At 32.3% G+C, this 24083-nt stretch carries 19 protein-coding genes; 14 read left to right on the plus strand and 5 right to left on the minus strand.

Annotated features, from left to right (window positions below):
* Positions 1-285 precede the first annotated feature (285 nt).
* The 5 genes from AC13CQ_RS15400 (at position 286) to AC13CQ_RS15420 (ending at position 6415) form a co-directional block, all read left to right on the plus strand.
* The gene (locus AC13CQ_RS15400; protein ID WP_482882961.1) at positions 286-1317 is read left to right on the plus strand and encodes a serine hydrolase domain-containing protein; all 1032 of its coding nucleotides are present in this window, start codon (positions 286-288) and stop codon (positions 1315-1317) included.
* A 345-nt stretch (positions 1318-1662) separates the two neighbouring features.
* Positions 1663-2763 carry a lipid II:glycine glycyltransferase FemX gene (locus AC13CQ_RS15405; protein WP_482882962.1) on the plus strand — a complete coding sequence of 367 codons (1101 nt, stop codon included), beginning with the start codon at positions 1663-1665 and terminating at the stop codon, positions 2761-2763.
* Between the two features lie 973 nt (positions 2764-3736).
* Positions 3737-4132, plus strand: a complete 396-nt coding sequence (locus AC13CQ_RS15410) for a hypothetical protein (protein WP_474507583.1) — start codon at positions 3737-3739, stop codon at positions 4130-4132.
* 152 nt (positions 4133-4284) lie between these two features.
* Entirely contained in the window at positions 4285-6072 is a 1788-nt protein-coding gene (locus tag AC13CQ_RS15415) for a DUF885 domain-containing protein (protein WP_474507582.1), read from the plus strand.
* The gene (locus AC13CQ_RS15420; RefSeq protein ID WP_474507581.1) at positions 6065-6415 is read left to right on the plus strand and encodes a DoxX family protein; all 351 of its coding nucleotides are present in this window, start codon (positions 6065-6067) and stop codon (positions 6413-6415) included. The genes AC13CQ_RS15415 and AC13CQ_RS15420 overlap by 8 nt, the downstream gene beginning before the upstream one ends.
* Before the next feature lie 60 nt (positions 6416-6475).
* Here AC13CQ_RS15420 and AC13CQ_RS15425 read toward each other — a convergent pair whose 3' ends face one another.
* Positions 6476-7072 carry a DUF3244 domain-containing protein gene (locus tag AC13CQ_RS15425; protein WP_008612443.1) on the minus strand — a complete coding sequence of 199 codons (597 nt, stop codon included), beginning with the start codon at positions 7070-7072 and terminating at the stop codon, positions 6476-6478.
* A 222-nt stretch (positions 7073-7294) separates the two neighbouring features.
* Here AC13CQ_RS15425 and AC13CQ_RS15430 point away from each other — a divergent pair, with 222 nt between their 5' ends.
* Entirely contained in the window at positions 7295-8170 is an 876-nt protein-coding gene (locus tag AC13CQ_RS15430) for an AraC family transcriptional regulator (RefSeq protein WP_008612444.1), read from the plus strand.
* Between the two features lie 1097 nt (positions 8171-9267).
* Positions 9268-10122 carry an AraC family transcriptional regulator gene (locus AC13CQ_RS15435; protein ID WP_008612447.1) on the plus strand — a complete coding sequence of 285 codons (855 nt, stop codon included), beginning with the start codon at positions 9268-9270 and terminating at the stop codon, positions 10120-10122.
* A gap of 159 nt (positions 10123-10281) precedes the next feature.
* Here AC13CQ_RS15435 and AC13CQ_RS15440 read toward each other — a convergent pair whose 3' ends face one another.
* On the minus strand, positions 10282-11052 hold the full coding sequence (locus AC13CQ_RS15440) for a S1/P1 nuclease (protein WP_335588895.1): 771 nt from the start codon (positions 11050-11052) through the stop codon (positions 10282-10284).
* A gap of 231 nt (positions 11053-11283) precedes the next feature.
* Between AC13CQ_RS15440 and AC13CQ_RS15445 the strand changes: the two genes are divergently transcribed.
* The 6 genes from AC13CQ_RS15445 (at position 11284) to AC13CQ_RS15470 (ending at position 19064) form a co-directional block, all read left to right on the plus strand.
* Positions 11284-12630 (plus strand): serine hydrolase, encoded by a 1347-nt coding sequence (locus tag AC13CQ_RS15445; protein ID WP_474507521.1) that lies wholly within the window; start codon positions 11284-11286, stop codon positions 12628-12630.
* Between the two features lie 14 nt (positions 12631-12644).
* On the plus strand, positions 12645-13460 hold the full coding sequence (locus tag AC13CQ_RS15450; RefSeq protein WP_337901210.1) for an HAD family hydrolase: 816 nt from the start codon (positions 12645-12647) through the stop codon (positions 13458-13460).
* A gap of 56 nt (positions 13461-13516) precedes the next feature.
* Complete coding sequence (locus tag AC13CQ_RS15455) at positions 13517-15376, plus strand: M61 family metallopeptidase (protein ID WP_456865510.1); 1860 nt, start codon at positions 13517-13519, stop codon at positions 15374-15376.
* Positions 15377-15544: 168 nt separating this feature from the next.
* Positions 15545-16408: a sigma-70 family RNA polymerase sigma factor gene (locus AC13CQ_RS15460; protein WP_008612453.1), complete on the plus strand. Its 864-nt coding sequence runs from the start codon at positions 15545-15547 to the stop codon at positions 16406-16408.
* A gap of 1022 nt (positions 16409-17430) precedes the next feature.
* Positions 17431-18090: a ribulose-phosphate 3-epimerase gene (gene rpe, locus AC13CQ_RS15465; RefSeq protein WP_474507545.1), complete on the plus strand. Its 660-nt coding sequence runs from the start codon at positions 17431-17433 to the stop codon at positions 18088-18090.
* Entirely contained in the window at positions 18090-19064 is a 975-nt protein-coding gene (locus AC13CQ_RS15470) for a YpdA family putative bacillithiol disulfide reductase (protein WP_008612438.1), read from the plus strand. The genes rpe and AC13CQ_RS15470 overlap by 1 nt, the downstream gene beginning before the upstream one ends.
* On the opposite strand, the gene AC13CQ_RS15475 is transcribed toward AC13CQ_RS15470, so the two are convergent.
* Positions 19061-19867 (minus strand): zinc-dependent peptidase, encoded by an 807-nt coding sequence (locus AC13CQ_RS15475; RefSeq protein WP_474507854.1) that lies wholly within the window; start codon positions 19865-19867, stop codon positions 19061-19063. The two genes, AC13CQ_RS15470 and AC13CQ_RS15475, sit on opposite strands and share 4 nt — an antisense overlap.
* A 258-nt stretch (positions 19868-20125) precedes the next feature.
* Here AC13CQ_RS15475 and AC13CQ_RS15480 point away from each other — a divergent pair, with 258 nt between their 5' ends.
* Positions 20126-20698 (plus strand): hypothetical protein, encoded by a 573-nt coding sequence (locus tag AC13CQ_RS15480; RefSeq protein ID WP_474507543.1) that lies wholly within the window; start codon positions 20126-20128, stop codon positions 20696-20698.
* A 2-nt stretch (positions 20699-20700) separates the two neighbouring features.
* On the opposite strand, the gene AC13CQ_RS15485 is transcribed toward AC13CQ_RS15480, so the two are convergent.
* Positions 20701-22224 (minus strand): GH3 family acyl-acid amido synthetase, encoded by a 1524-nt coding sequence (locus AC13CQ_RS15485; RefSeq protein WP_474507542.1) that lies wholly within the window; start codon positions 22222-22224, stop codon positions 20701-20703.
* Between the two features lie 142 nt (positions 22225-22366).
* On the minus strand, positions 22367-23926 hold the full coding sequence (locus AC13CQ_RS15490) for a beta-N-acetylhexosaminidase (protein WP_474507541.1): 1560 nt from the start codon (positions 23924-23926) through the stop codon (positions 22367-22369).
* Positions 23927-24083 lie beyond the last annotated feature (157 nt).

The following is a 24083-nucleotide window of genomic DNA, read 5'->3' on the forward strand; positions in this document are numbered from 1 at the left end:
TTTTCAATCAAGAGTCAAGAATCAAGAGTCAAGAATGCAAAAATCTATTCTATGCTCTTTATTCTTGCTTCCTTCCAACTCCCGACTTCGGACTTCGGTTTTCTGACTTTTTCAATCTTTCAATCCTACAATCTTTCAATCCTTCAATCTTTCAATCTTTCAATCTTAAAATCTTAACCTTCCAACTTCCTTCCTCCCAAACAGTTTTAAAATGAATAGTTATATTTGATATTTAGTATTTACATCTAAAAATAACCTAATCCTAAACTATTCGTTTTAAGAACCATGAATAAATCAAAATCGAAACAACTAATTAGAATTTTACTCCTCGTTGGAACAATTATATCTTTATATTTTGTTCCTTGGCCTATAGTTACCGCATGGATAAAACCATTACCCAATACAGTGCAGGAGCAGGTAAATAAAGCAACCGATTATGGTTTTGACGGAATTATTGTATATATAGATAAAGCAGGAATGTCGCCCGAGTTTTATACTGCTGGTTATAAAAATAGAGAAACCAAAACCCCTGCAGATCCTAAATCGTTATTCAAAATTGCAAGTGTTAGCAAACTATATACGGCGGTGGCTATAGCAAAATTAGTAAATAACGGTAGGTTATCTCTAAGCAAAACCCTTGCCGACTATTTCCCAGAGCTTATTGGGCGGATTGAAAATGCTGATAAAATTACTATTAAAATGATGGTTCAGCATCGAAGTGGAATTCCTAATTATACCGATACTAAAAATTATTGGATTGCCCCAAAACAAAACGACAAGGAGCGACTCAATTTAATCCTCGATTTACCTGCAACTGCAAATCCTGACGAAAAATTTGAGTATAGTAACACCAACTATTTATTGCTTTCAATGCTTATAGAAAAAGTAACAGGTAAAAGTAAATTTCAATACATAAAAGAAGAAATTCTAGATCCCTTAAACCTAAAAAACACCTTCGGCTCTATACAGGATGTTAATTTAGACGATGTTATGAGCGGATATTATGTTGGTTATGAAAACGATTTAAAAACAGATAATAATGGTGTTATGTTGGCTACCGCCGAAGATTTAGGAAAGTTTATCCGTGCTCTAAACAATGGTTCTGTTTTTAAAAATAAAAAAGAACAGGAAATCTACTCTTCAATATACCAATATGGACATACAGGACTGATTCCTGGTTATCAAACCATTGCAAAATACCATAAAGACATCGATACTGTAGTTATTCAGTTTACAAATACTGTTGATTTTGAAGGTTATAATTGGAACTTATCAGAAATAATGTATAGTCGAATTATTAAAATATTAGAAAAGTAGGTTTTAGTAGGCAGTTATTTTCATCGTAACTTCATAACAACAAAACTTTTTACTTTTTTACTTTCAACTTAAAAGATGCAAAGGGACAGAGAGGCAAAGTTGTTATTGTGTCAATTGTCGAATTTTTTAATTTTCCGTCTCCTGACTTCGGACTTCAGCCTTTTTCAATCTTTCAATCCTTCAATCTTTAAATTTTTAAATTTTTAAATTTTTAAATCTTAATCTTCGGTCTTCGGACTCCTGACTTCTTCCACCCCCTAACTAACTAATTTTCAATTCAAAAACATTTGCTTATAATTTTAATACTCCAAACACTTTTTTTAGTTTTGCACGAAATTTTTTTGGATGATTTGTACTGTAGCGAAAAAGGAGATTGAAGATATCAAACCAACAAATATTTTACCTCAAACACCGTATTGGGGAAGATTAAAAGACCAACAGGGATTTATTCCTAATGGGTTTGAAGTTACTATTTCTAAAGATATTTTAGGAACCTCAACTAGCGGACTCTCTAAAACTCAAGACGATTTATTGGTGCTTATAAAATATATTAATGATAGTTTTTGCTACGCCTATGTACCTTATGGTCCTAAATTGGAACCTACTATTGAGAATCAGGGGGTGTTTTTAGAAGAACTTTCAGAGACTATAAAACCACATCTACCAGAGAATTGTATGTTTATCCGTTACGATTTAATTTGGGAAAACCAATGGGCTAAGGAAGAAGAATATTTTGATGCTTCGGGAAATTGGAATGGGCCACCACAAAGTAGAATTCAGGAATTTAGAGTAAATTACAAAACTTCGGAATGGAACCTCCGTAAGAGTCCGAGTGACGTGCTTCCTAAGAATACTTTCTTTTTAGACCTTCAGCAAAAAGAAGAAACGCTCCTATATAATATGCGTTATAATACTCGCTACAATATCCGACAAGCCAATAAAAAGGGAATTGAAGTGCAGGAATATGGTGTGGAGCATATTAGCAATTGGTATGCATTGTATTTAGAAACTTCGAAACGCCATAATATGGCATTACAGAATGAAGATTATTTTAAACGTATTTTAACCAATCAAGACAACCATAAAAATGGGGTGAATGTAAAGATGTTAATGGCACACCACGATGGGGAATTTCTGGCTTCTATGTTTTTGGTTTTGTCTAATAAACGTGGGAATTACCTCTATGGCGCTTCTTCTACACATAACAAATTGGCGAGTTATGCCCTACAATGGGAATCTATAAAAGTAGCTAAAGACTGGGGATGTACGGAATACGATATGTTTGGTTCTGCTCCCAATTTAAACGATTCGCACCCACTAAGAGGAGTTCATGTTTATAAAAAAGGGTTTGGCGGCGATTTATTTCATAGAATGGGATGTTGGGATTATCCTTTCAATCAAAAAGCCTACGATTTGTTTAGGTTACAAGAAATGAGTACTTCTTAGTACTGAGAATGTAGTTTTTTTAGTTGAAGATGCAAAGGTGCAAAGGTGCAGAGAAGTAAAGTTGTAAATGCGAGAAAAAAAGTCTGAAGTCCGAAGACCGAAGACGGGAGTGTTCAGTTGGCAGTTACAGTGTGTAGTTTTTTTTCATCGTAACATCGTAACTTTATAACAACATAACTTTTTAACTCGAAGATGCAAAGGTTCAAAAGGTGCAGAGAGGCAAAGTTGTATATGTGAGAAAAAAGTCGGAAGTCCGAAGACCGAAGTCGGGAAGTTCAGTTGGCAGTTACAGTTTGCAGTTTGTTTTTATTGTAACATCGTAACTCCATAACTTTTTAACTCAAAGTGGCAAAGGTTCAAAGGTGCAGAGAGGCAAAGTTGTAAATGTGAGAAAAAAAGTCGGAAGTCCGAAGACAGAAGACGGGAGTGTTCAGTTGGCAGTTACAGTATGCAGTTTTTTTTTATTGTAACATCGTAACTCCATAACAGCATAACTTTTTACTTTCAACTCAAAGTGGCAAAGATGCAAAGGTTCAGAGAGACAAAGTTGTAAATATGAGAAAAAAGTCGGAAGTCCGAAGACCGAAGACGGGAGTATTCAGTTGGCAGTTACAGTATGCAGTTTTTTTCATTGTAACATCGTAACTTCATAACAACATAACTTTTTACTTTCAACTCAAAGTGACAAAGATGCAAAGGTGCAGAGAAGTAAAGTTGTATATGTGCTAATTTGAAGATTTGGAAATGTGGATTTGTGAAATAAATAAAATCTTCCGACTTCAATCTTTAAATCTTTCCATCTTTAAATCTTTAAATCTTAATCTTCCGACTTCCATCTTTCAATCCTTCAATCCTTCAATCCTTCAATCTTTCAATCTTTCAATTTTCAAATCTTAACCTTCCAAAAATATAAAGCTTGTTAAGGGACGATATTTTTTTTAACTTGTATACATTATCCAAACCGCTGTACAAGATGAAAACGCTATTTGAAAAGCTGAAACTAGAAGACCAGAAAGAAATTCTTATTATTAATGAGCCTGAAGGCTTTTCTGAGCAATTGGCAGAATTGATTGATATAGATATTTACCAATCTTTGATCCAGGTAAACAAAATGGAATTTGCCTTGGTGTTTGTTTCTTCAATTGAAGAATTAGAAAATCAGGTGCATACGCTTCATCCAAAATTAAAAGACGACGTAGTACTTTGGGTTGCGCATCCTAGAAAAAAATCGAAAAAACTAACTACAGATATAACAGATGCTTATGATTGGCAACCTCTTCTAAAACACCGCTACGAAGCTGTAAAAAATCTTAAAATAAATCCCGATTGGGAAGCAGTTAGATTTAGAAGGGTGGAATATATTAAGTAAACTCCCTCGGGGCAAGCCTTGGAGCATTCAAGTCTCAATTATTGAGTAAATTACTTGAGGAGCCTACCTTACTAACTATTATAGGAAAAACTAAAACATTTTTAACCCAGACCAAAAAAACTCGATTATCGAGAAAACTCAACTAACTGATAATGAAAAAAATCATCCTAACAGCAAGTGTTATACTTCTATTTTTTTCTTGTAAAAACAAAGAAGTTTCTAAAGAAGTAATCGTAGATAAGGTGTCTATTGATTCGGTATTTAAGCATTATTATGAAGAAAGTTTGAAATTATATCCGCTAAACGCTACTCTTTCGGGAGATTCTCGTTATAACAATTACCTGCCAAACGATATTACAGCATCCTTTAAGAATAAGCAAAAGGCGTTTTATAATGCTTATAGAGATGAGCTTTTGAGTTTTAATAAAGATTCGCTTTCCAAAGAACAGCGAATGAGTTACGAGGTTTTAATGTGGGAATGTAACATCAATTTAGACAAGTTACAATATCCAACAGAGCTCATTCCTATTAATCAGTTTTCCTCATTACCACAAGCCATTGGGCAGTTGGCGGGAGGTTCCAGCGCACAACCATTTAAAACGGCAACCGATTATAAAAATTGGCTGCAACGCCTTAACGACTATGTTGTTTGGTGTGACACCGCAATAGTAAACATGAAAAAAGGGATTAAAACTGGTTATGTTTTACCTAAATCTCTTACCCTAAAAGTAATTCCGCAGATGGAGAGTTTTTCTAGTGGAGCTCCAAAAGAACATTTGTTTTATAGCCCTATAAAAAACATCCCGAATAATATTAGTCGTGCTGAAAAAGACAGTCTTGCATTGGCTTATGAAAAAATAATTGCTGAAAAAATTATTCCTACCTATAAAAAATTAGAAAACTTTTTTAGAGATGAATATTTACCTGCCAGTAGAGAAACCTCTGGAATAAATGATGTTCCGAGAGGAAATGCATATTACGGACACCAAATACAAACTTTTACCACTACCTCTTTAGAAGCAGATTCTATCCATAAATTAGGATTGAGTGAAGTAGCTCGTTTAGAAAATGAAATGAAAAAAGTGATGGCGGAAGTTAATTTTAAAGGCGAATTAAAAGATTTTTTTCAAGCCATAAGAACTGCAAGAGAGTTAATGCCATTTGATAAACCAGCACAGGTAATTGAAAATTTTAATGAGATTCACCAAAAAATGAAACCTCAACTTGCAAAGCTTTTTGATTTAACTCCAAAAACCGAATTTGAAGTTAGAAGAACAGAAGCTTTTAGAGAAGCATCGGCAAGTGCAGAATATAACCCAGGTTCTATAGACGGCACACGTCCGGGGGTGTTTTATGTTCCAATTCCAGATGTAAAAAAATACAATATTTATTCGGATGAGGATTTGTTTTTACATGAAGCTATTCCGGGACATCATTATCAAATTTCGCTTCAGCAAGAAAATAAAAGCTTACCAGATTTTAGAAAAACCCTATGGTATAGTGCTTATGGCGAAGGTTGGGCTTTATATTCTGAATCTTTAGGAAAAGAACTCGGACTTTATAACGATCCATATCAATACTTTGGAATGCTAAGTGCAGAAATGCATCGAGCCATACGTTTGGTGGTAGACACGGGCATACATACTAAAGGATGGTCTAGAGAAAAAGCTATAGAATTTTCTTTGGCACACGAAGCAGAATCTGAAGAAAGCATAACCGCAGAAATAGAGCGTTATATGTCGTGGCCAGGACAAGCATTGTCTTACAAAATAGGACAACTTAAAATAATAGCTTTAAAAAATAAGGCACAAAAGCAATTGGGGGATAAATTTGACATTAAAATTTTCCATAATAAAGTATTAGAATCGGGATGTATCCCAATAAAACTTTTGGAAGAAAAAATAAATACTTGGATCCTTAAAAACACAGCAGATGAATAATTGGCATTACTACTTAATGGCTGGCATTTATATTGTAGCAGGAATTTTACATTTTGTAAGACCTAGAAGTTACGTTTCTATTATGCCTTCCTATATTCCTTACCAAAAGGAAATGGTATACTTAAGCGGAATTGCAGAAATAGTTTTTGGAGTAATGCTGCTATTTACTACTTTAAAGGATTATGCACTCTGGGGAATTATTTTAATGCTAATAGCATTTATTCCAGTACATATTTATATGTTAAAAGATAAGAAGTTTGAAAAAGTAGCTCCAAGGTGGGTATTAATTTTAAGAGTGCCGCTACAATTTGCCCTTATGTTTTGGGCATATACGTATTTATAAAGCAAAAAAAAAGGGAGTTCTAACACCTCCCTTTTCCAACTTCAAAATCTATTTGTAAGATTACAAGCTAACTGTTTTGTAAAATGTATTTCCTTTGCGAGTTACTTCAAATCTGTAAGAACCTTTTTGAGCGTTAGAAAAATCAAATCTTTTTCCTACACTTTTAGCTCCTTTAAGTATTTCTTCATGTACTAACTCATTTGTTGTTTCGTTGTAAACTTTTACAGTTACAGGAGACATATCTGAGCTTAACATGTTTACACTTAACACAGACCCATCTTTTCTAAAATAAGGCTTGTAAGTAACTTCTTCTTTTTCTCTTTCAACAATTGTTTTCCCATCAGTAAAAACTACAGGTACTCTTTCAATTTTAATTTCGTTCTCAACAACAAAATAGTAAGTTCCTGTTGGTAACCCTTTAAAATTATAACGTTTTACGTTTGTTGGTAATTGTTTGTATTCATAATTATACAGAACCTCTCCTTTTGCATCAACAAAAGAAATTGCTATTGGCTGGTTGCTTTTCTCTACGAATAAATCAACAGTTCTATTATCATCCTTTTTTACAGATAAGTAAAAATCATTGGCTCTTGTCATCGCTAACGTTGCAATACTCAATACTACAACTAGCATACTGTTTCTTAATGTGTTTTTCATCTTTAGCAATTTTAATGGTTATACATTTCATTTTAATTACATTACAAAGATACGGTGGACACCAAGGTTAAAATACATCAGGATTTTCAAGTTTATGCACTATTTTAACACGATGCTTATGTTAACTCAATGTTAAGGATAAAATAGAACATATTTGAGGTAATATTTTGTATATTTGCCCAGTTAACATGGTATATTTTTATACTGAAAAATAATTTTGCTATGAGTATTAAAAAGCCTGCATTAGAAGTAATTAACCCAACTTTTGGCAGTTCTTTTTCTTTTGTGAAGTTTGATGAGAATCAAAATCAGAATACATCGTATTGGCATTATCATCCAGAAATTGAATTGGTATATGTAAAAGGAGGAGCTGGAAAAAGACAAATTGGGAGTCATATTTCTTATTACACAGAAGGAGACCTTATATTAATAGGTTCTAATTTACCACATTGTGGTTTTACAGATAAATTTACTGGAAACGAAAACGAAGTGGTCATTCAAATGCTCCCCGATTTTCTAGGAGCCGATTTAATGTCGAAACCTGAAATGAATAATATTAAATTATTATTTAAAAGATGTAAAGGAGGATTGGCTTTTACAGGAAAAACAAAAGAAATTATTGGAGAAAGAATAGAAGGTTTAGAAAAACTAAACAGTTTTGAACGCTTATTAGGTTTCCTTTCTATTTTAAATGAATTACAACTTTCTGAAGATTATCAAATCTTAAATGCAGAAGGCTTTTCTATGCAAGCCGATGTACAAGATAATGACAGAATTAATATTGTGTTCAATTATGTGAAGAAAAATTTTCAACAACCTATTACTCTAGAAGAAATTGCTAGCATTTCTGGTATGACAGTTCCTTCGTTCTGTAGATATTTTAAACAAATTACAGGGAAAACATTTACACATTTTGTAAATGAATACAGATTAGTACATGCTTCTAAGCTGCTTGCTGAGAAGCCTATTGGAATTACAGATATTTGCTTTGAAAGTGGATTTAATAACTTTTCATACTTTAATAAATCGTTTAAAAAGTTTACAGGAAAAACGCCTTCTCAATATAGAAATGAATTAAAAACGGTTATAGAAGATTAAAAAGTATCTATAATAAGGATACTCGTTAAAGCTTATTCTATTTCTTAACTTTAATGTCCGAGTAAAAATACGAGACCGCTTCGCTATAAGAAAAAAGAACAAAGACCAAATATTAACTACCACAAAATAAGTAGCTTAAAGGAGTGACATTTCAAAAACCTTCTTTTTATTCATTTTTATTAATAGCAAGGGGTCTATTTTGAAAAACCCATTTGAACCTTGCTATAAGTGGAGTTCAATAAATTCCGTTAACTTTTATAACACAACAATAATTTCTTAACAGAAAATTTTAAATGAAGTTGAGCATAAAAAAAGCCGCATTCTTAGCAAAATGCGGCTTTTTTAAACTAACCAACTTAAAAAATAATCAAACAAGTTTTTATATTATTTAGCTGAAAACATCAGCTTTACTTTCTTTTTATATATCTTCTTTTAAAATTCCAATCTTCCACAATAATCAATTCCTTCGGCACAAATTATAAGGGTTAAAATAAAGAGTCGCACGGATTGGGTTTCAAATAAGCACGACTCTTTTAACTAACCAACCAAAAAAATCTATAAATGATGAGCTATCAACCTCATCATTCTAATTATGAAAACTATCTTAAAGAACGCGTTGTTTAATTACTAACAACAGTACAAAGATACAGCCCGTTTTTACCTTAATACTTGTATAAACTAGTTAAAAAATTTCCTTTTGGTATTTTCTTAACGTAGCTATAGCATTACATTATTAAAAAGAAAAAGCCGCATTCTTAGGGAGAAATGCAGCTTTTTCAACTAACCAACTTAAAAAATAATCAAACTAACCTTTATATGTATTGCTATTATATATGTTCTTTTTTAAAATAAAGAGCCGTACGGTTTGAGGGAACGTTTGGGGGAAGTACGACTCAATATTATAAACTAACCAATCAAAAAATCTAAATCGATATGATAAAATCACATCATTATGAAAAAATTTTAAAGAACTATCGCTTTGTTTTTAATTACCGTGCAAATTTACGACACGATTATACCTTATTACTTGTAAAAACTGCTTGAAAATTTTCTATTTTTGATATAATTAACTGATTATAAACACCTAATAATAAGAAATGGACAGTTTTCATGACGGTTTTATTGTAGTTCAAGGGGATATAGACAAGAAGGAAACATCATTGCAAAAGCATAATTATTTCCAAATTGTCTATATTAGAGATGGTAATGGTATTTATAGAATTAATGATATAGATGTTAATTACAAAAAAGGGAGTATCTTTTTATTAGCTCCAGAAGACAACCACATTTTAAATCCAAAGACCAATACAAGCTATACCGCTTTAAAATTTACCGAAGTTTTATTTTCCAATAAGTCTAACCTTCCAGATAGAAAAATGTGGTTAGAAAATATTGAACACATTTTGCATAATCCTAATATTATGCCAGGCGATTGTATTTCTGAAGAGGTTGATAGAGAACGACTTTGGAGAATTCAAGATTTTATTGTGGAAGAATTTAAAAATCAAGATGAATTTTATTGGAGCATTATTACCAATGGAATTACAACTTCCTTAAGTATTATTGCTAGGAATATAATTAAAAAATATGCTCCTAATAAAGAGCTAACTGCATCTGTAAACTTAAAGAAATCGGATCAAATTCTGGCATACATTAGAACCAATGTATACGAACCAGAACTTATTAAAATTGAGCATTTGGCGCAAAAATTTAATATGTCTCAGGCAAATATTGTTCATTTATTTAAAAAAGAAACAGGAGAGAGTATCAGACAATACATTATTAACTACAAATTAATGCTTGTAAAATACCGATTAAAAAACACGCATTATTCTATTTCAGAAATTAGCTATGAGTTAGGTTTTACAGATGAGAGTCATCTTACCAAATCTTTTAAAAGTAAGTTTAAAAAAACCCCTAAGCAATACCGCCAAGAGGTTTTGAATAAGTAGTACTTATCATACTTTTCTATTTCCTTACTCCTGTAAGAGAATCAACTACTTTGGAGCAAGCCCACAAGACATACAAAGGAAACTATTACAATACATTTAGACTTTAACCCTACGGCAAACTCAGAACAAGCATTGGGAAATTAACTCCTTAATAAAGGATTAAAAAATATCATCTAAAATTTTAGCCAAACGCAAGCCTCCTTTTTCCAATTGAGCACGTACGGTATCAAAATTATCATACATATAATTGTAGCCAAGCTTCTCTCCCACTTCTACAGAACCATATACTTTTTTTGCCAATTCTTGAGATTCTTTTACCCAATCTAACAAAGTTCCCTCCGTAATAGCTTTTTGCTGTTCTTTAGAATACACAGGTAAATTAGCCGATAATTCACTATAACTCATCCCATAAGACTCTATCATATCGCTGTCCCAAACCCGGTGTAAGTTACTTCCGTCTCCAAACCAACGTACTTGAATGTCGTTTCCTCCCTTATCTTCTGCTCTTCCAACATGCAGAGGCTGATGTAAGTCTCCCACAAAATGAATAAGTAGTTTTAAGTAAAACGCTTTATCTTCTTTAGTAGCGGTATCATCTTTTATTACAGAAATGCATTTTTCAATTCCCATAATAATATCTCCATCTTCACTTGGAGTAACATCTGTATAATTTTTATCAAAAGGAAAGTTTACATAATGCCACGGACTAAAACCACGAAATCTTTTATCCGACTTAATATCGTCGGCATACGTAGCTACAATTGAAAGGGATTGCCCACCTAAAAGTTTTTCAATTTTACGTTTTGTGCTATTTTTTATATGTTCTTGTGCTACTTCACCTACTACACGGTGACCAGTTTTTCCCCAAAAAGGAGTATTTGCAAAAGACTGTTGACAGCATAAAATAACCAGAATAAATAATAAACGCATAAGATAAATTTTTTAACAAAAGTAAAACTCTATACTTTAACCAGATGTTAAATTTACCAACGAATTTATAATCAAACAACCATTATAAATATTCCATACACTTTAGTACCTTTACGAAAGAAAGGAAAAGCTTCCTTTTATAAAGCATTCTTACCCTAAACTATATGCTTATTGAACTATGTTGAAGAAATGATGAAAGGATTGAGAGTCAACAAGAATAAAAAACATAAGATGAAATTAAAATATATCGCCACATTTGCGGTAAGCATTTTCTCTATAAGTATTGGATTTTCACAAATTCCTGAAAATATAAAGAAGGAAATTCAGTACAGAGTTAAAAATAAAATAAACCCATCCATTGCAGTTGGAATAGCAGACTCCACAGGAACATATTATTACGTCCATGGATTAAAAGATGTTGCAAACAAATTAAAAGCAGATGAAAACACCTTGTATGAAATAGGCTCTATTACCAAAACATACACGGGTCTACTTCTTGCAAAATACAATGTTACAGATTCGTTAGATTTAACAACTCCTGTAAACAATTTCCTACCAGACTCTATAACCTTAACCGATAAAAAAGGGGTAGACGTTACCTTAAAAAGTTTGTCTACACACTCTAGTGGTTTACCAAGACTACCCAACAACATGGATTTACAAAATCAACTTAATCCATATGCCGAATATTCTAGAAAGGATATGTATACTTTTTTAAGCCATTATATCCCAAAAAGTGTTGATAAGAAGTTTGAATATTCTAATCTAGGAGCTGGTTTATTGGGAGATATACTTTCTATTTACAAAAAAGACAGTTACAAAAATTTATTGCAAAAAGAAGTATTGAGTCCGTTAGCTCTAAAAGCTACTTTTTTAAATGTCCCAACCACACAAACCGAAAACTTTGCTAAAGGATATTTGGGAAACCAAGAAGTTCCACATTGGAAATTTAAGTTAATGGAACCAGCAGGTGGATTAAAAACCAATATAAAAGACCTTGTTAAATACGGGAAAAGTTATTTAAATCCGCAAAACCCTATGGCAAAAGCCCAAAAAGTAGCTACCTCAGTACAGTTTACGGATCAAGAAATGAAGAAACATGGCTTGGGATGGTTTATAAATGAAGATGATATAATTTTTCATGGTGGCGGTACTGGCGGTTTTAGAACTTTTATGGCTGTGGATAAAAAGAATAAAAGAGTTATTGCAATAATGACAAATTCTGGTTCGAGCTCTGTGGAAGATATAGCTGAATATATTATAGATCCAAAGAAAAATCCAATAGATTTCACTCCAAAAGCAATAGAAATTACGCCAGAAGAATTAATGGCTTACGAAGGGAATTATATAAATGATGGTTTAAAATTATCCTACGATTTTATAATTAACGAAAACACCTTACAAGCTCAATTAAGCGGACAACCAGAATTTCCAGTTTATTACCAAGGAGAATCTACTTTTTTCTATAAAGTTGTAAAGGCTAAAATAGTATTTGAGCGTGATGAAAACAACACAGTTGTAGGTTTAACTTTACATCAAAACGGACAGGAAATCCCTTTCATTAAAACAACTCCATAAACTACAATTTATTAATGTATAAAATTATTTTTACAGATATTGATGGTACTTTATTAGGTCCAGACAGAGTTCTAACACAAGCAACCATAGACCAAGTAACTAGAATAAAAGAAACAATTCCTTTTATTTTGGTTTCTTCTAGAATGCCAAAACAGATGTATCATCTTCAGCAGGATTTAGGAATTTTAAACACCCCGTTAATTGCATTTAATGGTGCTTATATAGAAAAAGAAAGTGAAGTAATTCATTCTTCAGAAATTCCAATTTCAATTATAAAAAACTTAGTGCTTTTAAATGAAAAAGCAGGCGAAAACAAAATCCACATCAGTCTCTTTAATGCCAATAATTGGTATGTAGATAGTATGGATTATTGGGCAAAACGTGAAGAAACAAACACAAAAATTTCTCCAGAAATAAAACCCAATTCCGAAGTTGTAACACTTTGGGAAAAAGAAAATAAAGGAGCACATAAAATTATGTGTATGGGAGATAAATTACTCATTGATAAAATTTACAAATTTCTAGAAGAAAATTATAAAGACGCTCTACATCTATATCGTTCTAAAGACACTTATATTGAAATAGCTAGCAAAGAAATTTCTAAATTAACAGGAATAAAAACCTTATTAAATTGTTGCTACCCAACTTATAATTTAGAAGAAGTTGTTGCTTTTGGCGATAATTATAATGATGAAGAAATGATAGGCGCAGTGGGTCATGGAGTAGCTGTAGATAATGCTCGAGATGAAGTAAAGGCAGTAGCCAAGGCTATAACCCAACATCATAAAGAAGATGGAGTAGCAAATTATTTGAAAATTCTATTCAAATAATTGTAACATAACAATAAAAATTAGGTCTTATATAAAAATTTTGATAAATGATACACATGAAGAAAATTGCATTTGCACTTTTGGCTGTTACTATTGTAGCCTGTACACCTAAAGTCAACGATTTAGCAACAAGTAAACCAATTGACGCGTCTATTGATTTAGTAAACGTAACAAACGATATGGTACATGTAACCATCAATCCTGGTAGATTTACTACAGAAAGTATTAATTTTTATATCCCAAAAACTGTTCCTGGAACTTATAGTAATAATAATTATGGTCAGTTTCTAGAAAACGTAACTGCTTACGATTACGATAACAATCCCATGGAAATTTCTAGTGTTGACACCAATACTTGGAAAATAGCAAATGCTACCAATTTTGATAGAATTGAGTACGATGTTAACGATTCTTTTGATACCGAAGCAGAAGTTGAAGAAGCTGTTTTCTCTCCAGCAGGAACAAATATCGAAGCGAATAAGAATTTCTTTCTTAACTTACATATGTTTGTAGGGTATTTTGATAACTTGAAAGAGCATTCCTATTTATTACATTTTACACATCCTACAGGATTTGAAGCTTCTACCTCATTAAATAAAGTAATGTTGAATGACGGTAAAGCAGATACCGATACTTTTATGGCAAACAGATACTTTGAGGTTACAGACAACCCAATTATGTATTCAAAACCAGATTCTGAAAGCTTTTCGGTAAACGATATCGAGGTTACTTTGTCGGTATATTCTCCAAATAAAGTATATTCTGCATTAAGCATTAAGGATGAAATGGAGAAAATGATGAAAGCCCAAAAAACTTTCTTAGGAGATATAAATTCTACAAAAAAATACCATATCCTACTATTTTTAGGAGCAATGGGAGAAGGAGATCCTACTGGATTTGGAGCTTTAGAGCACCATACTAGTACAACCGTTGTGTTACCAGAAACTATGCCTAAAGATGCATTAGTAGAAACGATGACCGATGTAGTCTCTCATGAGTTTTTCCATATTGTAACTCCGCTTACTGTTCATTCAGAAGAGATTCAATATTTTGATTATAACGATCCAAAAATGTCCGAACATTTATGGATGTATGAAGGAGTTACAGAATATTTTGCTAACCTATTCCAAATTAATCAAGGACTTATAGACGAACAAGCTTTTTATGATAGAATAGCTACTAAAATTCAGAACTCGAAAAGGTATAACGACAGTTTATCTTTTACTAAAATGAGTAAAAATGTTTTGGTAGAACCTTATAAAGACGATTATGCAAATGTTTATGAAAAAGGAGCATTAATTGGAATGTGTATAGACCTTATTATTCGTGAGCAAAGTAATGGTGAAAAAGGAATTCTATGGTTAATGAAACAACTTTCTAAAGAATATGGCGAAGACAAACCATTTAAAGATAATGAGCTGTTTGATAAAATTGTTTCTTTAACATACCCGGAAGTTGGTAGCTTTTTAAATACTTATGTTGTAGGAGACACGCCTATTAATTACGAAGATTTCTTTGGAAAAGTAGGTTTATCTTTTGAAAGTGAAATGGTAGAAACTGGATTTTTCTTAAACGGACAAATTCCTTTTATTGATGTAAAACCTAGCAACAACGAAATTTTTGTTAGAAATGTCGATTTAAACTCTTCGATGAAAGAAATAGGACTACAAGCAGATGATGTTATAAAATCTGTAAATGGAAAAGACTTTACAGTAGAGGCAATTCGTGAGATCATTATGGGTTCTATGTCTTGGCAAGCAGACAGCGAAGTTATTTTGGTAATTAATAGAGATGGAAAAGAGCTAACGCTTAAAGGAAAAGCAGGAACTCCTATGATAGAAAACAAAAAACTTACTAAAAAGAGTTCTACAACCCCAGCACAAGATACTTTGCGTAAAGCATGGCTAAAAAGCTAACAAACAATATGTTAATATAACGCAATCATCCCCAAAGGTTTTAAAACTTTTGGGGATTTTCATTTAAAAAATAAAAAATCATTTTTTTTTGTAACATTTTCTCTCCTAGCTACGTATAATAATCTGTATACCCAAATTCATTCATTTAAAACAATCAGGAGAGAATAGATGAGACAGCTCAAAATTACGAAGCAGGTAACCAATAGAGAAACCGCTTCCCTGGATAAGTATCTTCAAGAAATTGGTAAGGTAGACTTAATTACAGCAGACGAAGAGGTAGAATTAGCACAACGTATTAAGGCGGGAGACCAAATAGCCTTAGAAAAACTTACAAAAGCTAATTTACGTTTCGTGGTTTCTGTTGCAAAACAATACCAAAATCAAGGATTAACTTTACCAGATTTAATTAACGAAGGAAACTTAGGCCTTATCAAAGCTGCACAACGTTTTGATGAAACACGTGGGTTTAAATTTATTTCGTACGCAGTATGGTGGATTCGTCAATCTATCCTACAAGCATTAGCAGAGCAATCACGTATTGTTCGTTTACCATTAAATAAAATTGGTTCTATTAATAAGATTAATAAAACCTTTGCTTTTTTAGAGCAAGCTCATGAGCGTGTTCCTTCAGCAGAAGAGATTGCAAAAGAACTCGATATGTCTATAAACGACGTAAAAGAGTCTATGAAAAATTCTGGTCGCCATGTATCCATGGATGCTCCTTTAGTAGAAGGAGAAGATTCTAACCTTTACGATGTACTTCGTAGTGGAGAATCTCCAAATCCAGATAAAGACCTTTTACACGAGTCGCTTCGTACCGAAATTGAAAGAGCTTTAGAAACACTTACGCCTAGAGAAGCAGATGTTATTAGACTTTATTTTGGTTTAGGAGATCAACATCCAATGACTTTAGAAGAAATTGGAGAAACTTTTGATCTTACAAGAGAGCGTGTTCGTCAAATTAAAGAAAAGGCTATCAGAAGATTAAAACATACTTCTAGAAGTAAAATTCTAAAAACCTATTTAGGTTAATCATATTTAGCTTATTTTTTTGTAATTTTAAGTTTAGAGATTAAAATTTTATAAAAATATATACAGTAACAACAGTTTATCATAACTGTTCGTTTTTTGATTGATGAATAAACTCCGGCTGATTACCGGAGTTTTTTTGTTGGAGGAGGTTGGGAGTCGGAAGATTAAGATTTAAAGATTGAAAGATTGAAGGATTGAAAGATGGGAGTCGGGAGACCGAAGTCGGAAGGTTATGATTTAAAGATTGAAATATTAAAGGATTGAAAAAAGTCCGAAGCTAATAAGAATAAAGAAAAGAGAATATAGATTTTGTGTTCTTATACTATCGCGAATTCTTAGTTTACCATAAACAATAAAAAATTTGACAATTGACACAATCACAATTTTGCCTCTTTGCCACTTTGAGTTAAAAAGTTATGGAGTTACGATGTTACAATAAAAACAAACTGCAAACTGTAACTGCCAACTGAATACTCCTGTCTTCGGTCTTCAGACTTCCGACTTTTTCACTCACATTTACAACTTTGCTTCTCTGAACCTTTGAATCTTTTAAGTTGAAAGTAAAAAAGTAAAAAGTTATGCTGTTATGGAGTAACGATGTTACGATGAAAAAAACTGCATACTGTAACTGCCAACTGAATACTCCCGTCTTCGGTCTTCGGACTTCCGACTTTTTTTTCACGTTTACAACTTTGCCTCTCTTCTCCTTTGAACCTTTGCCACTTTGAGTTGAAAGTAAAAAGTTATGCTGTTATGGAGTTACAATGTTACAAAGAAAAAACTGCCTAAATCCTACATCCTACTGAATACATCAACTCCCGACTTCAGACTTCGGTTTTCTTTTTTCATTTCCTCATTTCCTCATTTCCACATTTCCACTTTATAAATTTATAACTTTGTCCCTCTGCATCTTTGAACCTTTGCCCCTTCAACTAAAAAAAACTTTACCTACTTTTTAACTCTCTAACTTTTTAACTTTCCTTATTTTTGTTAAAAGCCAAACCGTTTAATAACAAACATCCATGAATAAAAAATTAATAGCTCCTTCCCTATTGGCAGCCGATTTTGCCAATCTACAACGAGATATCGAAATGGTAAATACTAGTGAAGCCGATTGGTTTCATATAGATGTTATGGACGGAATGTTTGTTCCTAATATTTCATTTGGGATGCCCGTTATAAAAGCAATTGCAAAGCATGCCAAAAAAACTCTAGATACACATTTAATGATTGCTGATCCAGATAGATATATTAAAGATTTTGCAAATCTAGGAGTAGATAATCTTACGGTTCATTATGAAGCTTGTACCCATTTACACAGAACGCTACAAGCCATAAAAGCGGAAGGTATGAAAGCAGGAATAGCATTAAATCCTCATACCAGTGTCCGTGTTTTGGAAGAAGTAATAAAAGATGTTGACCTTGTTTTAATTATGAGTGTAAATCCTGGTTTTGGCGGACAATCATTTATTGAAAATACCTACAAAAAAGTAAAGCAGCTTAAAGAAATGATTCTTACCCATAATGCCACTACTCTTATTGAAATAGATGGCGGCGTAAATGCTGAAAATGCTAAAAAACTTACTGATGCTGGCGCAGATGTATTAGTAGCTGGTAGCTTTATCTTCAGTAGTGAAAATCAACTCCAAACAATTTCAGATCTAAAAAATAAAATTGCTTAATGACGCATAAAGATTTAATCATAATAGGTGGTGGTCCTATCGGAATAGCATGTGGGTTAGAAGCAAAAAAAAGAGGAATTGACGCTCTTATTATTGAAAAAGGAGCCATCGTAAATTCGCTATTTAATTACCCAATGAATATGCAGTTTTTCTCTTCTTCTGAAAAATTGGAGATTGATGGAATTCCGTTTATCAGTAAAGAGGCAAAACCAAGAAGAAATGAGGCTTTAGAATACTACAGAAGAATAGTTACCTCAAACGACCTCGATATTAATTTGTTCGAAAAAGTAACTTCTGTAACAAAAGAGAACAACAATTCTTTTGTAATAAAAACAGAAAAAGAAACTTATACCGCTAATTATGTGGTAGTTTCCACTGGATTTTATGATATTCCAAATACTCTTAATACCAAAGGAGAAGATTTACCCAAAGTGGCTCACTATTACAAAGATCCTCATTTTTATGCCATGCAAAAACTAGCCGTAATTGGAGCTAGCAATTCGGCCGTTGACGCAGCTTTAGAGTGTTATAGAAAGGGTGCAGATGTTACAATGATTGTACGCGGACCAGAAATTGGACCCCGTGTAAAATACTGGGTAAAACCTGATATTGAAAATAGAATAAAAGAAGGGAGTATAAATGCTTATTTTAACGCTACCGTTAAAGAATTTAAAGAACATAGCATTATAATAAACACTCCAGAAGGCGAAAAAACTATAGAAAACGACTTTGTTTTGGCACTAACTGGTTACAAACCCAACTTTTCGTTCTTAGAAAAAATAGGTGTTAAACTATCTGATGATGGAAAATTCTACCCTCAATACAACGAGGATACTATGGAAACAAATGTGGAAAATCTTTATTTAGCTGGGGTTATTTGTGGCGGTATGGACACCCATCTTTGGTTTATAGAAAACTCTAGAATTCATGCTAAAATGATACTAAACACAATTTCAAAAAAACAAAAGAATTAAGCTTCTGAAGTTTCAAAATTCATCATATCCTTTATAATTCCAAACAACTGAGGAAATGCTTCTTTAAATTGTTTGGGGGTTTCTATAAAGTGTTCTAAACAGACAGCAAAAAATTCAAATTTATTAGTATACGCATAACCTCTTAGATATGCTGTATTCTTCATTTTATCAATATAAGATTCGGAATGCAGCAGCTTATCAATTTTTTTTATTCCGTTAGTAAACAATATAGAACTAGAATCATTTGAATATTTAGAGCAAAAATAAATTGCATGCGCAAATTCATGAACCCCCAAATTGCTATTATTGGTATTGTTATTCATGCCAGCAATAAAATCTTCCCAAGAAAAAACAATGGTTTTTAAAAGCGGATTGAATTCTCCCAAATGATATTTTCTGTTAATCTCCGAAAAATATGTATGTGGGTAAATTATAATTTTATTTACACATGCTATTAAATAAGTACGCATTCCAAAAGAAAGCATTACAGCAACGCTAGCAATCATTATTTTCTTTTCCCGAGTAATCTCAAAACCATTAAGTCCTATAAATGTTTTATCATTTATAAACATTACCACTCTATGTCGAAAAACCCTTTTTTTATAAGCACTAAGCTTAGTATAGAATAACGAATGAGCCTTTATAACCTCAATATCTTCAGTACGTAACTTTTTAAAATATATATGGTCATAAACAATTAATGGCTTTCCGTAAATTTTGGAATAGGCAAGATCTGTGAGATTAAACCCCCAGTAGGTAAAAAGCAAGGCTGTAGGTATGCCTATAAGAAATGGAACAATCATCTAATGAAAATACTATTTTTCTTGATAAAAAAAAAGAGATAATTTACTCCAAATAAATCAATGCTTATTTTTTTTGATAGTTAATATTTAGTCTTTTTTCTTATAACGAAGCGATCTTGTATTTATACTCGGACATTAATGTTTTTAATTATTTATAACAAATTCACACATAAAGCCTAGTGTTTACACACAAATATTAAGATAAAATTACAATTCTGAATACAAACATTATATCCTCTTTTTTGTATCTTATTTTTAATGAAAGAGACTACAAACAGTAAAGAAGAAATTATAAAGAAAGAAATTCCTTTAGCCATAAGAAAGGAAGTTATAACTGCATTAAGTTTTTATCCTGAATTAAAGGAAGTTGCTATTGAGTTTAAATTTAAAGAGAAATTACAAAAGTCGTTTATGCAAGCGCAACCCGATTTCTCTACGCTTTTAAAAAAACCTAAAAAGCGAAAGTACATTATATTTATCAGTAGTAATTTTAATATTGAGGGCGAAAAATTTAATATTAATAACGTTCCAGAGGATGTTATAATTGGATGGATTGGTCATGAATTAGGACATATTATGGATTACCTCAACCGTAGTAGTTGGAATTTATTTGTATTCGGAATTAAATATATTTTTATTGGAAAACACATTCGAGAAGCCGAAAGAACAGCCGATGTTTTTGCTGTAAGTCACGGAATGGGAGATTATATTTTAAGTACTAAAAATTTTATATTAAATCATACCAGCTTATCAGAAGCTTATAAAAATAGAATTAAGAGTTTATACTTATCTCCCGAAGATATTTTACAATTAACACAAGAGTTAAAATAATTTTATTGCTCGGAAACAAAAGCTTCCCATTCTTTAAATTTTTCTTCTCCCATTACACGCTCCATTTTTACCTGTCCGCCTTTCTTTTTATTATGCTCGTTCCAAGCATGAAATATTTCAGGTTTTACAATTTCCACTTTTACCCCTTTCAAAGCTTTTGAGCGTGCTACTTTATAATTTTTATTGGCCTCTTTTAAAGCAGCATCCAAAGCATCTGCTAATTCTTCATTACTAACTTTAGCATTTGGAGAACCGATGTACCATTTGTGGTGATATTCATCATTTATTTTTGTTGCTGCAATAGTAAACTCAGGTATTTCCATATCAAATTTCTCTTCAACCTCCTGAATAGCGTCATTCATTTTATTAACCGATAATTGAGAGCCTACAACATTTAAAAAGAATTTAGTTCTCCCAGTAATTATAATTTCTGCCCGCTCTATGTTTGTAAATTTAATAGTATCTCCAATTAAATAACGCCACGCGCCAGAGACTGTAGAAATAATTAAAACATATTCTACATTTTCTTCAACCTCACTAATATTTATAGAAGGAGCATTAGGCACTAAAGAACCATCTTGATTAATGTATTCTGGTTTAAACGGAACAAACTCAAAATAAATACCATTATCGAGTACTAATTTCATCGATTTTGTTTCTGGTCGTTCTTGATACGCCAAAAAACCTTCAGAAGCTAAATAAGTATCAATAATTGTAATAGGGTGTTTTAGTAAGGCATTAAAACTCTTTTCATATGGCCCAAACGCCACCCCTCCTGTAGTATAAACTTGTAAGTTGGGCCAAATTTCATGGATATTAGCTACACCATGATACTCTATAACTTTTTTTATCATGAGTTCCATCCAAGAAGGAATTCCACTTAAAGCACCGATATCCCAATTTTTGGCCTCTTCTGCTATTTTTTGTACCCGCTCGTCCCAATCGTCAATTTGAGAAATTTCAACCCCTGGCTTGTAATATCCACGAAACCAAAAAGGAATATTACTAGCACTAATTCCACTTATCTCTCCTTCTAAATGTCCATTTTTTTCTTTCAGTTTAGTTGAGCTTCCAAGCATCATAATTGTTTTTTCAAAAAAATCTGCTGGAAGATCAAAATTTGCTAATGCACTTACTTGTTTGATTCCTGTTTTTCTAATAGCTTCTAGCATAGCTTCGGTTACTGGAATTCGTTTGCTCGTTTTCCCTGTAGTTCCAGAACTTAAAGCAAAATATTCTGGGTTTCCAGGCCACGTAAGATTTTCTTCCCCTTCATGCAAATACTTCCAATATTTATCATTTATAAGATTGTAATCATAATAAGGAGTATTTTCAGCAAAAGCTTCTTCTATATTTTCAGATTCTAATATTTCATTAAAAGAATGGTCTTTTCCAAACTTGGTGTCCTTGGCTTTTTCTAGTAGTTGTTTTAAAACTATATGTTGATTTTTGCTTGCATTTTCTTCTGAAGTAACGCTATCTGCCAATTCAATTATTCCTTTAATTATAGAACCTATTACTGCCATTCTTTTTTTATTTGAATTTAACTTTTTCCTTCTAAAAAAATATTAATAAAAAGATAAAATATGGATTTCTAATAAAATGTATGCTGTGCTTTAAGCATAAAAAAACCGTCGCAGGCGACGGTTTAGACGGTAAAATAAATTTCTACTCTAAAGAATCTTTTATTCCTTTTTCCCAAGGAACCATTTTGGACTCATATAAATTAACATTTTTAAGTTTTAAATCTTTGTATTGTTTTGCCAATCTTAACTTATAGGTTTCCCAGTTACGTAAAGAATCTGGCGACCAACTTATTTCGGCATAACCTAATAATCGAGGAAAAGTCATATATTCAATATCTTCCATCGTTTCTATTGTCTCCGCCCAAAGAGGAGCTTCCACCCCAATAATATCTTTCTTACTAATACTATCTACCAAAGTTGCAGGATTCCAATTGTAAGCTTTCTTTACATTAATAAGTCCCGCCCATTGCAATCCTAAAGGTGTAATACTGTCGTATTTCATATCCATATAGGATCTTGCAGAAGGCGACATAAGTACTTTTACTCCCTGTTTTACCGCAGCTTTTGCATTTTCTTTATTAGCCCAAAATTGTACAATAGAAGCTTTTTTAAGTTTTGCATGACGGATTTCGTCCCATCCAATTGGAGTTTTTCCGTATTTATAAACCATATCTTGAACTCTAGTTACAAAAGGAATATAATCTTCCAATTCTGTAGAATGCGATTCATCTCCACCAATATGAATATATGGACCAGGAGTAATCTCAACAAGTTCTTTTATAACATCCTCCACAAACTTGTAAGTAATTTCCTTATCAATACACAAAGAGCTAAACCCTACTTCTGTTCCTGTGTATAATTCTGGTGCATTTCCATCACAATTTAACTCAGGATATGATGCTAAAGCAGCATTGGTATGCCCTGGCATATCTATTTCTGGAATAATTGTAATGTAGCGAGCAGCAGCATAATTTACAATATCCTTATACTGTTCTTGGGTATAAAAACCTCCGTCTCCCCCATCTACTTCTGTACTTCCTCCTATTTTGGTAAGTTTGGGCCACGACTTAATTTCAATTCTCCAACCTTGATCGTCTGTTAAATGTAAGTGAAGGACATTAAGCTTGTAAGAAGCCATTAAATCGATGTATCTTTTTACCTCATCAACCGAGAAGAAATGTCTTGAAACATCCAACATACTCCCGCGGTATGCATATTGCGGATAGTCTTCAATTTTTACGGCAGGAATTCCCAATCGAATTCCACCAGCATTTTCCTGTACAGAAAGTAACTGCAAAAGAGTTTGCACTCCTCTAAAAGCACCTTCAGCATCTTTTGCCTCAAGTGTTATTAAATTTTCCGAAGCAGTTATTTTATAACCTTCTTCATTTTTTATTTCAGATGAAATCTTAAAAAGTACACCACTTTTAATTTCTTCTGAAGATGAAGCTATTTCTAAATGAAAATCGCTAATAATATGAATAGTTTCTGAAAAGTAATTAGCAACTTTTACTAATTCATCATCTCCATTTACATAGATTGGAGTACTCTCAAGAATCTCAAAAGTTCCTGGTTGACTGTCTACAGAAACTGGAATAGGAATTAAACCTATATCTTCTATACTTGTTTGAAGTTTAGGTTTTTTGCTACATGAAGCAAATATGAATAGGAATAAAAAAATGGTTTTACCTAGTGTACTCATATATTTTCCAGTCAAAGAATGGACTTGCAACAAAAAACTAGACAAAGAGAAAAGAGATTATGCTGCTAATTTTTGATTGTACATATCTGTTTCAAACTCATCAATAGATTTTAATCCTAAAGCTGAGTGTAATCTTTTTCTATTATACCAAGTTTCT

Source organism: Galbibacter sp. L-19 (assembly GCF_056857615.1).